The organism is Flavobacterium cyclinae (genome assembly GCF_021172145.1).
GTDB lineage: Bacteria > Bacteroidota > Bacteroidia > Flavobacteriales > Flavobacteriaceae > Flavobacterium > Flavobacterium cyclinae.
On record NZ_CP089095.1, the window covers coordinates 2,716,756 to 2,730,900 of the forward strand.

The window sequence follows — 14,145 nt, forward strand, 5'->3', positions numbered from 1 at the left end:
TTATTATAATTTTTCTTTAATGAAATTCGTCATTTTAGTGTACAATTGTAAACGAGTTTTTCCGCCGTAAATTCCGTGGTTTTTGTCAGGATAAATAGCCCAATCAAATTGTTTGTTGGCTTGTACTAATGCTTCCACCATTTTCATTGTATTTTGAACGTGTACATTGTCATCCGCTGTACCATGAACTAATAAGAAGTTTCCTTTTAATTTATTTACGTGATTAATTGGCGAATTGTTATCGTATCCACTTGCATTTTCTTGTGGCGTTTGCATATAACGCTCGGTGTAAATACTATCATAATATCTCCAAGAAGTTACTGGAGCTACAGCAATTGCCATTTTGAATACATCAGCACCTTGGAACAAACAGTTAGACGACATGAATCCGCCATAACTCCATCCAAAAATTCCAATTCTTGATGCATCTACATAATTGTATTTTCCAATTACTTTAGCCGCATCGATTTGATCTTCAACTTCGTATTTTCCTAATTCTTTATAAGTGCATTTCTTAAAAGCAGCACCTTTATAACCTGTTCCTCTACCATCAACACAAGCTACAATATAACCTTGTTGCGCTAACATCATAAACCAATAATCATTAATCCCATTCCAAGTATTGGCTACCTGTTGCGAGCCTGGCCCTGAATATTGAAACATGAAAACGGGATATTTTTTTGAAGCATCAAAATTTTTCGGTTTAATCATCCAAGCATTTAGCTGATGTCCTTTTTCAGTTGTTAAAACAAAAAATTCTTTTGAAGTTACATCGTATTTTGCCAACTTTTGCTCTACTGCTTCGTTAGAAACAATAGTTTTGATTACGGCTCCTGATTTTGAATCATTCAACGTATACATAGGTGCCGACGTAGCACTTGAATATGAATTGATAAAGTATTGGAAATTTGGACTAAAAGTTGCCGAATTGGTTCCTGTTTTTGATGATAATCTAACTTTTGATTTTCCATCAACCTTTATTGCATAAACATCTCTATTAATTGAACCATTTTCAACCGATTGATAATAAATCATTCCTGATTTTTCGTCAAAACCATAATAGTTTGTTACTTCCCATTTTCCAGAAGTAATTTGTTTTTTCAATTTACCTGATTTATCATAGTGGTAAATATGATTGAATCCGTCTTTTTCTGATGTCCAAATAAAACTATTGTCTTTTAAAAACGTTAAATTATCCGTAATATCAACATAAGCGGCATCTTTTTCGTTTAAAACGATTTTTGTTGTTCCTGCATTCGCGTCAACAAAATGCAAGTCCAAATTATTTTGGTGACGATTCAGAACTTGAACACTTAATACAGCAGCATCATTCGTCCATTTGATTCTTGGAATATAAAAATCTTTATAAGAACCTAAGTTGATTTTCTTAGTAGTTCCTGATTTTAAATCGAAAATATGTAAGGAAACAATCGCGTTTTTTTCACCTGCTTTTGGATATTTAAAAACGGTTTGAGTGGGATATAATCCTTCATTATACATATCCATTGAAAATTCTGGAACTTCAGTTTCATCAAATTTTATGTAAGCAATTTTAGTGCCCGTTACATTCCAATCATATGCTTTTACGAAAGCGAACTCTTCTTCATAAACCCAATCCGTTATACCATTAATGATTTTATTTTTTTGGCCGTCTTGCGTCAATTGCACCTTTACTCCTGATGACAAATCATGAACATAAAGATTGTTTTCAAAAGCATAAGCCACTTTAGTTCCATCAGCGCTAAATGTTGGCTCTTGTATAGCATTTGCAGTAAAACTACTTACCGTTTTTGAGGGAATATCGTAAATATAGTATTCAGCTGTAAACGAATGACGAAAAATAGGATTGGAATTGGTAGCAATTAAAATCTTTTTCTCATTTTTATCAAAAGTGTAGCTGTCAATTGATTTTACCTCGTTATGATTTTTAGTATCAAAAAGTGTACTCACTTTTTCTAATGTAGCAAAATCATATAAATCAATTTGGTAACTTTTAGAATTTCTGTCATAATTTAAGACCGTATATTGGTTGGTGTTTTTCATAGCATTTAATGCATCCATACCTTTGGTTCTAAAAGCACCACCCCAAATTTCTTCTAACGTAATTTTTTGTTGTGCTACTACTGATAATGAGCTGAGTACAAAAAACAATAACGCTATTCTGTAATTTTTCATAATTTATTTTTCTTAAAAACCCCCAATTTTAGTGATTTTTTTACAATTAATGCAATTTTTGACCAATAATTTACAAAAAACTATCAACTTGCTTTTTGTATCTTTGTGTTAAATTTTAAGATTTGCCATGACACAAAACGTAAAAGGTTTCTCTAAACTTTCTAAAGAAGAAAAAATAAATTGGATTACCAATACTTACTTCACTAACCCTGAAGAAGCAAAAGAAAGCATTATTAAATATTGGAATTCCGATGAAAATTTACAAAAACTACACGATGAATTCATAGAAAATACGTTGACCAACTTTTACCTTCCTTATGGAGTAGCACCTAACTTCATTATTAATGGAAAAAGCTACACGATTCCAATGGCAATTGAAGAAAGTTCGGTTGTGGCAGCCGCTTCAAAAGCAGCAAAATTTTGGGGCGAACGTGGTGGTTTTAAGACCACTATCATTAATACTGAAAAAATTGGACAAGTTCATTTTGTGTTTAGCGGAAATACCGAGAAATTAACTGCTTTTTTCAACAAAATAAAACCTATTTTCTTTGAAGACACTCAAGAAATTACCAAGAACATGCAAAAGCGTGGTGGCGGAATTTTAGATATTGAACTAAGGGATAAAACCCATGAAATTCCAAATTACTATCAATTACATGCTACGTTTAATACCAAAGATAGTATGGGTGCGAATTTCATTAATACTTGCCTAGAGCAGTTTGCTAAAACATTAGAAAATCAAGCACAAGAATATACTGATTTTTCTTCGGATGAAAAAAATATTCAAATTATCATGAGTATTTTAAGTAACTACGTTCCTAATTGCCTTGTTAGAGTGGAAGTTTCTTGTCCGATAAACCAACTTTCGGATGATAAAAATATCGATTCAGCTGAATTTGCTCAAAAATTTGCAACAGCAGTTCGCATTGCAGAAGTAGAGCCTTACCGTGCCGTAACGCACAACAAAGGGATCATGAACGGAATTGACGCGGTAGTTCTAGCTACTGGAAATGACTTCAGAGCCGTGGAAGCAGGAATTCATGCTTACGCCAGCAAATCGGGACAATATTCGAGTTTATCACATGTGAAAATTGAAAACGATATTTTTACTTTTTGGATGGAAATTCCATTTGCTCTTGGAACCGTTGGCGGTTTAACTTCCTTACATCCATTAGTAAAATTCTCAATGGAATTATTAGGAAAGCCATCGGCAGAAGAACTAATGCAAATTGTAGCAGCGGCTGGATTAGCACAAAACTTTGCAGCGCTTCGTTCGTTAACCACAACAGGAATTCAACAAGGACATATGAAAATGCACTTGATGAATATTTTAAACCAACACCATGCTACCAAAGAAGAAAAACAAAAAGTACTAGATTACTTTAAAGACACAACCGTTTCGCATAGTTTAGTAGTAGATTATTTGGAAAAAATCAGAAACTAATGGAAACCCTGACGTTTTACAGTAACGGAAAATTACTCATCACAGGTGAATATGTGGTTTTGGATGGAGCTAAAGCATTAGCTTTACCTACAAAATTTGGACAAAAGCTAATAGTAAAATCTGGGAACAATAACCAAATCAAATGGACGAGTTATGATTCGGATACAAGTATATGGTTTGAAGATATAATTTCATTTGAAGAAATTAAAATTAAAAGCACAACCGATAAAAATTCTGCTGTAAAAAACACTTTAATTGAAATTTTACATCAAGCGAGTATCCAAAATCCGTCTTTTTTGGAACAAGAAGGTTACAATATTGAAACCCATTTAACATTTCCAAGACTTTGGGGTTTAGGTACTTCTTCAACCTTAATTAACAATATTGGCGATTGGCTAGACATAGATGCATTTGAATTGTTACAAAAAAGTTTTGGTGGAAGTGGTTATGATATTGCCTGTGCAAAATCGGACTCACCTATTGTATATCATTTAGAAAATGAAAAACCACAGTTTAAAGCCATTCATTTTAATCCTTCTTTCAAAGAAAACATCCATTTTGTGTATTTGAATCAGAAACAAAGTAGCAAACTAGCAATTGCTAATTATATGTCAAAACACCATCATGTAAATGCCGTAATTTCAAAAATCAACACTATTACTTACGAAACCATTGATTGCAAAGAAGCAAACGAATTTGCAAAACAAATGGAAAAACATGAAGTAATAATGAGCGATGTTTTGGAAATTCAAACCGTAAAAGAAAAACTTTTTCCTGATTTTAAAGGTGTCATTAAAAGTCTAGGGGCTTGGGGAGGTGATTTTGTTATGGTAATTTCAAAAGAAAATCCTATTGCTTATTTTTCTGAAAAAGGATATCCAATAGTGCTTTCTTACGAAGAAATGATTTTATAAATTTATTTTACAATCCATTATAAAACAAAAAAACCACTCAAATGAGTGGTTTTTGTGGTACCTCCAGGAATCGAACCAGGGACACATGGATTTTCAGTCCATTGCTCTACCAACTGAGCTAAGGTACCTTTACAATTTTGAGCATTACTGCTTGCTGATTGCGGGTGCAAATATAGAACCATTTTTATATTTTCCAAAACAAAAAGTAAAAAAAATCAATTTGTATATTTGCACTTCCAAAAACAAAACCATGCTTTTAACCATTGATATTGGCAACACCCGAATTAAAGTAGCTGTATTTGAACACAATAAGCAACTTGAGTATTTTATTTTTGATTCAGAAGAAGCTTTAAAAAATTTTGAAAATATTTTTAAAAAATATTCCCAACTTGAAAAAATCATACTTTCATCGGTTGGAAAACTAGATGAAAATGTTTTAAATTATATAAAAAGTAAGGTTTCAATTGATATTGTTTCACATCAATCGAAATTCCCATTCAAAAATTTATATGCTACTCCCGAAACTTTAGGAATTGACCGTATGGTTTTAGCTGCTGGTGCTACTTTACAATTCCCAAATCAAAATCGATTAGTAATTGATGCTGGCACTTGTATTACTTATGACTATATAAATGCTAAAGACGAATATTTAGGTGGCGCTATCTCGCCAGGACTATCTATTCGATATAAAAGTTTAAACAATTATACATCAAAATTACCGTTATTAACATTAAATGATGATTTTGAAATTATAGGAGATAGCACAAAAAGTGCCATTCATAGTGGGGTAATTAATGGTGTAATCTTTGAAATTGAGGGTTTTATTTCCCAATATTCTCTTAAAAATCAAGATTTAACAATAATTTTAACAGGAGGAGACGCAGATTTTTTGGCTAAAAGATTAAAAAACACCATATTTGCCAATTCAAATTTCTTACTAGAAAGTTTGAACTTATTATCACTATATTTTAATAAAAATGATTAAAAAACTTATAATCTTTGCTGGTATTTTTTTCACTATTCACTCTTGGGGTCAAGACAATACAGCATCACCATACTCTTTTTATGGTTTAGGTGAAACAAAATTTAAAGGCACTCAAGACTCTAGATCTATGGGAGGATTAGGAATAGTTGGCGATAGTATTCAGCTTAGTTTAATGAATCCGGCTTCTTATTCAAGATTAAAACTAACCACATTTGCAGTTGGTGGAACAAATACATCAACCAAACAAACTACAAGTACTGAAAGTGAAAAAGCACAAAGAACTAGCTTTGATTATTTAGCAATTGGATTACCTTTTGGAAAAGTAGGTGTTGCATTTGGATTAATGCCATACTCAGCGGTTGGATATAGAAATGAAAATAGCATTGAAACTTCAGAAGATACAAGATTTTATAGAGCACAAGGAAATGGGTATGTGAATAAAGTATTTATTGGAAGTTCTTATGCAATTTCAAAAAACTTAAGTGTTGGTGCAGATTTAGCTTATCATTTTGGAGATTTTACAAATGATTTTACTGAAAATGTAATTGCTCCAGATTTCACACAATATACTACCAGAGAAAGAAACATTACTCAACTTAATGGATTTACTTATAATTTAGGATTACTTTACAATAGAAAAATAAATTCTAAATTAAACTTTCAAACTAGTTTAACTTACAGTGGAGAAGGAAAATTGAATTCTGAATCAACGAGAAATATTGCTACCGTTTTATATACTTCTACAGGAACTGAACTTTCAAGTGACAATGAAGATATTGTTTTACCTAACAAACAACTTATTATTCCAAGCAGACTAAGCTTAGGATTTGGTATAGGTCAAAACAAAAAATGGTTAATAGGAACTGAATTATCATTTACTGAAAACAAAAACTTAGTAAATAGATTTGCAGAAAACACAAATGTAACTTATGAAAATTCAACAAGATTTGCATTAGGAGGTTATTACATTCCTAAGTATGATTCCTTTTCAAGTTACTTTGAGAGAATAGTTTATAGAGCTGGATTTAAATATGAAAATTCTGGTTTAGTTATAAATAATGAAAGTATTAACGATTATGGCATGAATTTTGGACTTGGATTACCATTAGGATTCTCTAAAGTAGATTTAGGTTTTGAATTTGGTAAAAGAGGAACAACCAACAACGGCTTAATCGAAGAAAACTATTTTAATTTAAGTATTGGTTTAAACTTAGGTGCTAGATGGTTTGAAAGAAGAAAAATTGATTAACAAACTTTAAATTAGAAAAATGAAAACGAAATTAACTTTACTATTTTTAGTTACAGCTAGTTTTTTTATTAATGCGCAAAACACTGAGGCTTGCACAGAAACATTAAGCTTAATGGTTACGTCTGCAAAAGCTAAAGATCCTGGAGCTTATGATTACTTAACTGTTTTAAGAAAAGATTGCCCTTCTTTTCACAAAAGTATTTACTCATATGGAGAAGCTGTAATTAAACTTAAAATAGAAAAAGCTACAACCGCTCAAGATAAAGAAAAATTTGTTCGTGATTTATTAAAATTATACGATGAGCACGATCAATATTTTCCTGGTAATGGCGCTGGAAATAAAATGAAGAAAGGATTGGCATTATTTGATAATAAAATTGGCACAACTGACGAAGTTTTTAATCTTTTAGATGTTGCTTTCAAAACAGATTATGCCAACTTTAAATATGCTAAAGCAATGTATGTTTACTTTGAAATTTTAGTAAACAAACACAAGGCTAATAATGGTGTTGAATTACAACAAGTTTTTGACAAGTATGATGATTTAACAAAAAAATTAGACGAAGAAGAAGAAGAATTATCAACTGAAAAAGATGGACTTTTAAGTAAAGAAGAAGCAGGTCAAGCTTTAACAGATAAAGAGAACTTAAGAAAATCTAGATTAGAAAATAATTTAGAAATTTTTGAAAACGTTAGAAACGATATGGATAACATTATTTTAGAGTTATCTACTTGTGAAAAATTAATTCCGTTCTATCAAAAAAGTTTTGAAGAAAACAAAACTAACGAAGAATGGTTAAAAAGAGCAACAAATCGTTTAGAAGTTAAAGGATGTGATTCAGATCCATTATTCTCTAAAATGTCTGAAGCGTTATACAAATTGAACCCAAGTGCTGAAGCTGCAGAAAAATTAGGTATTGTTGAATACCAAAGAAAAAATGTAACTAAAGCTATGGAATATTTCAACCAAGCAGCAGATTTATATAAAGACAATACTAAAAAAGCAAATACGTATTACAAAATAGCTAGTTTATACAGCAAATCAAACAAAGTTCAAGCTAGAGCTTATGCAAGAAAAGCACTTCAAGTAAAACCTTCTTATGGTAAAGCGTATTTATTAATTGCTTCTTTATATGGAAACAGCATTAATGAATGTGGTGCTGATCAATTTGAAAAAAGAGCAATGTATTGGTTAGCTGCACAATATTGTGACAAAGCTGCTGCTGTAGATTCAACTTTAAAAGGAAAAGCTAGTGGCGACGCTGCAAGATATAGAGCGGCTGCTCCATCAAAAACAGAAATTTTCCAGTCAGGAAAAGCAGGACAAAGAATTGCATTTAACTGTTGGGTTGGAGAAAGTATTATAGTTCCTAATTTATAAAATGAAACTATTCATAAAAAATATTATTTTAAACATGGTCACGATTATTATCGTGACTATGTTTTTTTCATGCGAAAGCGACATCAATAAAGTAAAACATCTTAGTGAAACCGTCTTTATCCCCACAGGTGAAGCGGATACCATAAATTTAAAATACACTGATTCTGGACGAATAAAATCTATTTTAAAGAGTCCAAAAATGTTAGATTATAGTAGCATTACGAATCCTTTTACTGAATTTCCAAAAGGAATTCATGTAACATTATACGACAACAAAGGAAACACTACAACCATTGTTTCAAATTATGCCATATCGTATAAAAAAACAAGCATTATAGATTTACAAGGAAACGTTATTATTAGTTCGCAAAACGGACAAAAACTAGAAACCGAGCAGTTGTATTTTGACCAAAAAAACGAATGGTTTTTTTCCGAAAAGCATTTTAAGTATTCTGACGAATCAGGAGGTTACTTAGAAGGTCCTGGTGTAGATTTTAGTAAAGACTTCAAGATTTTCAATATGCAAAAAAGTAGCGGAGAAGTAAACACCACAGAATAAATAATTGTTTTGCATTAACTTTTTCCTTATTTTTGATTAAAATATATTTTATGACTTATTTAAAATTTATCCAGTATATGTATTTACTATTTGCTGGTTTTTTTGTTTACGATGCTTTTAAAAAATACGAAGAAGGAAGACCTCTAAACGATATTCTATTAAGTTTAATTATTGCTCTTGTAGCCGTGGGCATGTTCTTTTTCAGAAGACACTTTCAAAACAAATATCAAAACAAAAAATAATAAATGGAAATCACCATTATTGTCATTTGTTTATTGCTTTCCGCTTTTTTTTCTGGAATGGAAATCGCTTATGTTTCTTCAAACAAAGTATACCTATCTATAGAGAAAAGACAAAATACATTCAACGCTTCAATTTTAAATAAACTTACAGAAAAACCTTCTCAGTTTATTACTGCAATGCTCGTAGGGAATAATGTCGTATTAGTTATATACGGAATTTATTCAGGGGACTTAATTGTTGACTTATTAGAAAATTATTTTACTTTTTCGTCCTTTGTTGGATTATTATTGCAAACCTTAATTTCTACTGCTATAATTCTTCTTACAGCCGAATTTTTACCTAAAGTATTTTTTCAAATATACGCCAATTCATTTATTAAGTTTTTTGCCGTCCCAAGTTACTTTTTTTACCAATTGTTCTTTTGGCCAACAAAATTTATTATTTGGATTTCGGATATAATTCTTAGAAAATTCTTCAAAACTCCTGGTGACCAAATTCAGGAATATTTTAGTAAAGTAGAACTTGGCAACTACATAACAGAACAAATGAATAATGTATCGCAGGATAATGAAATAGATTCAGAGATTCAAATTTTTCAAAATGCTTTGGAATTTTCCGACTTAAAAGCACGAGACATCATGACACCAAGAACTGAAATTAGTGGTGTAGATATTTTAGATTCTGTATCTGAATTAAAAGAAACTTTTATTAAAACAGGATATTCTAAATTACTTATTTATCAAAATTCTATTGATGATATTTTAGGTTATGTGCATTCTTTTGAACTTTTTAAAAAGCCCAAAACCATCAAAAGCATTATGATTTCAGTTGAATATATCCCGGAAACCATTTTGATAAAAGATGCTCTAGATTTATTAACCAAAAAAAGAAAAAGTATTGCCGTGGTTTTAGATGAATATGGCGGAACATCTGGAATTATTACCGTTGAAGACATCATTGAACAATTATTTGGAGAAATTGAAGACGAACACGATTTAGACGAAGAATTAATTGATGAAATCATTGAAGAAAACACCTATTTGTTTTCTGCAAGATTAGATGTTGAATTCATAAATGAAAAATACAATTTACAAATCCCCGAATCAGATTCCTACACAACTTTAGGCGGCTTTATTGTAAATCATACTAAAGAAATTCCTTCCAATGAAGAAAAAATTAACATCGATAATTTTGAAATTATTATTCATTCAGCAAGTAATAAAAAAATAGAATTGGTGCGTTTTTCTTTAAAAGAAGAAAAAAGATAAAAATCTTTAAAAAATTAAATCAAAATATGCTCTTACTATTTTTATTATTAAATAGATAATTGTATTTTCGCCCTCTGAAAAAAATTAAACACAAATAAAATGGCAGTTTTAGGTAAAATTAGACAAAGAACCGGTTTGCTTTTAATCGTTTTAGCAACAGCTTTAGTCGTTTTCATAGTACAAGCAGCTCTTGAGAATGGTTTTTTTGGCTCAAATGCTAACCATATTGGTTCTGTTAATGGAACAGATATAGAAGCTCAACAATTCATGCAAAATGTTGCAATAATTGAAAAACAAGGGCAAGGAACAAGCACAACTCAAGCAATGAATAGCGCTTGGGAACAAGAAGTTAGAAAAATTATTCTTACAGAAGAATTTAATAAATTAGGCTTAAAAATTGGATCTGAGCAGTTAATCAATGTAATCAAACAAAATCCAAACTTAGCTCAAAATCCTCAATTTTTAAATGCAGCTGGACAATTTGACGAAAACAAATTTAAAGAATCTTTAAAAGGGATTAAAAACGCTCCAGATCAAACACAATGGCTTCAATGGAAAGAATTTGAAAAAAACATTGAAAGATATGCTGTTGAGCAAATGTATAACACAATGATCAAATCGGGTGTATATACTACAAAAGCAGAAGGAAAATTTGAATACACTTTAGAAAATGATAAAGTTGATTTTGATTATGTAACAGTTCCTTTTTCTACTGTTAATGATGATCAAGTTAAAGTTACTGATGCTGAAATCATTGATTTCATGAAAAAATCACCTAAAAAATACAAATCAGATAACACTACAAGTATCGATTTTGTATTGGTTGAAAACAAGCCTTCTAAAGAAGATGAACAAGCTATGTTAGAATCTATTGGAAATGTAAAAGTTCAATTTGATTCTGTTCCTAATGTTGGTGAGTTTGTAAATGCTAATTCTGATATTAAATTTGATTCAACTTACGTAACTAAAAAAGATTTACCTATTGATTATCAAGAAGAATTATTCAACTTGCCTATAGGTGGTGTTTTTGGACCTTATGTATTTAATGGTCACCAATGTATTTCAAGAATGGTTGCTAAAAAAGGTAATGCTAGTGCAAAAGCTAGTCACATCTTATTAGCTTATCAAGGAGCTCCTCAATCTACTGCCACAAGAACTAAAGAAGAAGCTCAAGCATTAGCAAACAGTTTATTAGCTCAAGCTAAAGCTAATCCTGGAAACTTTGCAATGTTAGCAATGGCTAATTCTGATGACCCTGGATCAAAAAATAATGGTGGTGAATACGACAACATTACTCCAGGACAAATGGTTCCTCAATTTAATGATTTCGTTTTCAATAATGCAGTTGGAACTATTGGAGTTGTAGAAACTGATTATGGATTCCACGTTATCAAAGTAATGGATAAATACAACGCTGTTTTATTAGGAACCGTTGCTCAAAAAATTCAACCATCTGACGCTACAATTGACGTAATCTATACAAAAGCAAGTAAATTTGAAGCTGATGCTAATGAAAATGCAGATTTTGCTGCATTAGCTAAAAAAGCAGAGTTAGAAGTGATTGCAGCTACTAATTTAAAAGGATCTGATGAATATGTTCAAGGTGTAGGTTCTCAAAGAGAAATTGTAAGATGGTCTTTTAACGAAGATACAAACATAGGAGATGTAAGACGTTTTGAAGTTCCTCAAGGTTTTGTAATTGCAAAACTAAAAGACAGAAACGAAAGTGGCTTATTACCTATTGATTTAGCTAGACAACAAGTTGAACCAATTATCAAAAACCAGAAAAAAGCTGAAATCATTAAAAAGAAAATGAATGGAAATTCATTAGAGGCAGTTGCTAAAGCTTCTGGTGCTTCAGTTCAACCAGCAATGGGAGTTACTTTAAAAACGCCAAACATTCCAAATATTGGAAACGAGCCAAAAGTTATTGGTAAAGCATTTAATTTAGCTGCTGGTAAAACTTCAGAAGTAATTGAAGGTAATTCTGGTATGTTTATGATTAGAACAAAAGCAGTAACAAAAGCTCCTGAAGCAGCAAGTTATGCGTCTTATATTTCACAATATAGAACACAAAATCAATCTTATGCAACTTCTATGGCTTACAGAGCTTTAAAAGAAAAAGCAGAAATTAAAGATAATAGAGCTAAATTCTAATAAATTATAACTCTAAATAAGAAAGGCTGTCAAATGACAGCCTTTCTTATTTATCGAATTTGTTTAATAACATAAGTTACTATTCCCCAAATTATAAACTCATTATGTGGTTCTATTTGAATAGGAGCATAATTTGAGTTTTCTGGCATTAGAAAAACAGCATCTTCTGTTTTTTTGATTCGTTTTACCGTAAACTCACCATCAATAAAACATACAGCAACAGCATTGTTTCTCGGCTCTAAACTTCTATCTATTACAAGAATATCACCGTCATCAATACCTGCTCCTATCATAGAATTCCCACTTGCCTTAGCATAAAAGGTTGCCTCTTTATTCTTAATCAATAAATGATCTAAACTCACTTTTGATTCTTCAAAATCTGCAGCAGGAGAAGGAAAACCCGCCTTAATTTCACTTGAAATAAAGGATGTGTTTATCGGATTATCAAAATCAGGAATGAAAAAAGTTATTTTAGGATTTACTTGCATTGCACTTCTAATAATTCATTAAAATTAGTTGTATATCGGTTAGATAAATGATTTTGTTTCATTTTCCAAGTACGTTTTAAATCTTGCGATGCCAATCTAAGTTTTCGTTCCCCTGTTTTTACTTGTATGGTATCCATAACTTCCATAAGTTTTTGATATTTTGGATTTTCTTCATCAAAAAGTTTAAACTGACGTTGGGAAGAAGGCATAATTTCCGTTACGATAATACCTGCTTTTTTATAAACCGTTCCTTCTTGATACAAATCTTTTAACATGGCAATAGCCATCTGACTTATGGTAAAAGAAGTGTTAGAAGGAAAAGGTAAAGTTTGCATTCGGTAAAAACTATATCGTTCTCCATTTGCAGTAAATTTATCCTTTCGCAAATACAGAATCACGGCATTACAACACGAATTTTGTTTGCGTAATTTCTCAGAACAAACAGAAGCAAAAGTTACAACTCGTTCTTTGAGTTCATCAAAGTCGGAAATATCTTTCTCAAAACTTCGCGTAACAGCAATATTTTTCTTGGCTTTTGGCTCTTCCATTTCTAAAACTGACTTCCCTTCTAATTCGTACTTCAAGCGCATACCTACAACTCCCATTTCTTTACGAATAAACGCTTCGTTATGTGGTAATGTGAAATCATAAGCCGTGGTAATATTGTTAGCTAGCATTTTTTTAGTAAGACGAAAACCAATACCCCAAACATCTTCAATTTTAGTCCATTTTAAAGCTTTGATTCGTTTTTCCTCGGTATCTATTACATATACTCCATTTGTGCGCTCAGGAAATTTTTTTGCTATTTTATTTGCTACTTTAGATAGTGCTTTAGTAGGTGCAAAACCAATTCCAATAGGAATACTCAACCATTTCAAAATTCTGCGTTGAATTTCAAAGCCATACAAATTAAAATCAGGAATGCTCATCCCAGAAAAATTCAAAAAAGCTTCATCAATACTATATACTTCAACATTTGGTGTATAATGTTCTAGTATTTTCATCACTCTATGACTCAAATCGCCATACAAAGCATAGTTGGAAGAAAAAACGCGAATATCATGTTGTTTTATCAAATCGCGAACTTGAAACTCAGGTGCACCCATGGGAATTCCTAATACTTTAGCTTCATTACTACGCGAAATGATACAACCATCATTATTAGATAAGACCACAACTGGTTTACCGTTTAAATGAGGTTGAAAAACACGTTCACACGAAACATAAAAGTTATTGCAATCAACTAAAGCATACATGTTGTAAAGTTACTTTAACTTTTACA

12 protein-coding genes and 1 tRNA gene are annotated in these 14,145 nt (G+C 31.1%); 9 read left to right on the forward strand and 4 right to left on the reverse strand.

The genetic code is table 11. The features are described from left to right. Positions 1-3 precede the first annotated feature (3 nt). Positions 4-2,175: a S9 family peptidase gene (locus tag LOS86_RS12425; RefSeq protein WP_231842398.1), complete on the reverse strand. Its 2,172-nt coding sequence runs from the start codon at positions 2,173-2,175 to the stop codon at positions 4-6. 127 nt (positions 2,176-2,302) lie between these two features. On the opposite strand from LOS86_RS12425, the gene LOS86_RS12430 reads away from it, so the two are divergent. Next, positions 2,303-3,619, forward strand: a complete 1,317-nt coding sequence (locus LOS86_RS12430; RefSeq protein WP_231842399.1) for a hydroxymethylglutaryl-CoA reductase, degradative — start codon at positions 2,303-2,305, stop codon at positions 3,617-3,619. Further along, positions 3,619-4,533, forward strand: coding sequence for a GYDIA family GHMP kinase (locus LOS86_RS12435; RefSeq protein WP_231842400.1), 915 nt, complete (start codon positions 3,619-3,621; stop codon positions 4,531-4,533). Before LOS86_RS12430 ends, LOS86_RS12435 begins: the two co-directional genes overlap by 1 nt. A 55-nt stretch (positions 4,534-4,588) precedes the next feature. On the opposite strand, the gene LOS86_RS12440 is transcribed toward LOS86_RS12435, so the two are convergent. Beyond that, positions 4,589-4,661 (reverse strand) — tRNA-Phe (locus tag LOS86_RS12440). Positions 4,662-4,783: 122 nt separating this feature from the next. Here LOS86_RS12440 and LOS86_RS12445 point away from each other — a divergent pair. The 7 genes from LOS86_RS12445 to LOS86_RS12475 all read left to right on the forward strand — a co-directional run bounded on the left by LOS86_RS12445 (position 4,784) and on the right by LOS86_RS12475 (position 12,375). Next, positions 4,784-5,518 carry a type III pantothenate kinase gene (locus LOS86_RS12445; protein ID WP_231842401.1) on the forward strand — a complete coding sequence of 245 codons (735 nt, stop codon included), beginning with the start codon at positions 4,784-4,786 and terminating at the stop codon, positions 5,516-5,518. Beyond that, positions 5,511-6,767, forward strand: a complete 1,257-nt coding sequence (bamG, locus tag LOS86_RS12450; RefSeq protein WP_231842402.1) for a BamG family beta-barrel-assembly machinery protein — start codon at positions 5,511-5,513, stop codon at positions 6,765-6,767. Before LOS86_RS12445 ends, bamG begins: the two co-directional genes overlap by 8 nt. Positions 6,768-6,786: 19 nt before the next feature. Further along, entirely contained in the window at positions 6,787-8,148 is a 1,362-nt protein-coding gene (locus LOS86_RS12455) for a tetratricopeptide repeat protein (RefSeq protein ID WP_231842403.1), read from the forward strand. Between the two features lies 1 nt (position 8,149). Further along, positions 8,150-8,707, forward strand: a complete 558-nt coding sequence (gene lptC / locus LOS86_RS12460; RefSeq protein ID WP_231842404.1) for an LPS export ABC transporter periplasmic protein LptC — start codon at positions 8,150-8,152, stop codon at positions 8,705-8,707. A gap of 50 nt (positions 8,708-8,757) precedes the next feature. After that, positions 8,758-8,949: a hypothetical protein gene (locus LOS86_RS12465; RefSeq protein ID WP_231842405.1), complete on the forward strand. Its 192-nt coding sequence runs from the start codon at positions 8,758-8,760 to the stop codon at positions 8,947-8,949. A 3-nt stretch (positions 8,950-8,952) separates the two neighbouring features. Next, entirely contained in the window at positions 8,953-10,218 is a 1,266-nt protein-coding gene (locus LOS86_RS12470; protein ID WP_231842406.1) for a hemolysin family protein, read from the forward strand. A 99-nt stretch (positions 10,219-10,317) separates the two neighbouring features. Further along, the gene (locus tag LOS86_RS12475; RefSeq protein WP_231842407.1) at positions 10,318-12,375 is read left to right on the forward strand and encodes a peptidylprolyl isomerase; all 2,058 of its coding nucleotides are present in this window, start codon (positions 10,318-10,320) and stop codon (positions 12,373-12,375) included. A gap of 50 nt (positions 12,376-12,425) precedes the next feature. Here LOS86_RS12475 and LOS86_RS12480 read toward each other — a convergent pair whose 3' ends face one another. Together LOS86_RS12480 and LOS86_RS12485 are read right to left on the reverse strand one after the other, a co-directional pair. Then, positions 12,426-12,863: a LexA family protein gene (locus LOS86_RS12480; protein ID WP_231842408.1), complete on the reverse strand. Its 438-nt coding sequence runs from the start codon at positions 12,861-12,863 to the stop codon at positions 12,426-12,428. Continuing rightward, positions 12,854-14,119, reverse strand: a complete 1,266-nt coding sequence (locus LOS86_RS12485) for a Y-family DNA polymerase (protein WP_231842409.1) — start codon at positions 14,117-14,119, stop codon at positions 12,854-12,856. Before LOS86_RS12485 ends, LOS86_RS12480 begins: the two co-directional genes overlap by 10 nt. Positions 14,120-14,145 lie beyond the last annotated feature (26 nt).

What these genes read in the sequence shown, in the direction of transcription:
- LOS86_RS12425 (WP_231842398.1), bottom strand. Translation starts at nt 2,175, where the DNA reads ATGAAAAATTACAGAATAGCGTTATTGTTTTTTGTACTCAGCTCATTA.
- LOS86_RS12430 (WP_231842399.1), top strand. Translation starts at nt 2,303, where the DNA reads ATGACACAAAACGTAAAAGGTTTCTCTAAACTTTCTAAAGAAGAAAAA.
- LOS86_RS12435 (WP_231842400.1), top strand. Translation starts at nt 3,619, where the DNA reads ATGGAAACCCTGACGTTTTACAGTAACGGAAAATTACTCATCACAGGT.
- LOS86_RS12445 (WP_231842401.1), top strand. Translation starts at nt 4,784, where the DNA reads ATGCTTTTAACCATTGATATTGGCAACACCCGAATTAAAGTAGCTGTA.
- bamG (WP_231842402.1), top strand. Translation starts at nt 5,511, where the DNA reads ATGATTAAAAAACTTATAATCTTTGCTGGTATTTTTTTCACTATTCAC.
- LOS86_RS12455 (WP_231842403.1), top strand. Translation starts at nt 6,787, where the DNA reads ATGAAAACGAAATTAACTTTACTATTTTTAGTTACAGCTAGTTTTTTT.
- lptC (WP_231842404.1), top strand. Translation starts at nt 8,150, where the DNA reads ATGAAACTATTCATAAAAAATATTATTTTAAACATGGTCACGATTATT.
- LOS86_RS12465 (WP_231842405.1), top strand. Translation starts at nt 8,758, where the DNA reads ATGACTTATTTAAAATTTATCCAGTATATGTATTTACTATTTGCTGGT.
- LOS86_RS12470 (WP_231842406.1), top strand. Translation starts at nt 8,953, where the DNA reads ATGGAAATCACCATTATTGTCATTTGTTTATTGCTTTCCGCTTTTTTT.
- LOS86_RS12475 (WP_231842407.1), top strand. Translation starts at nt 10,318, where the DNA reads ATGGCAGTTTTAGGTAAAATTAGACAAAGAACCGGTTTGCTTTTAATC.
- LOS86_RS12480 (WP_231842408.1), bottom strand. Translation starts at nt 12,863, where the DNA reads ATGCAAGTAAATCCTAAAATAACTTTTTTCATTCCTGATTTTGATAAT.
- LOS86_RS12485 (WP_231842409.1), bottom strand. Translation starts at nt 14,119, where the DNA reads ATGTATGCTTTAGTTGATTGCAATAACTTTTATGTTTCGTGTGAACGT.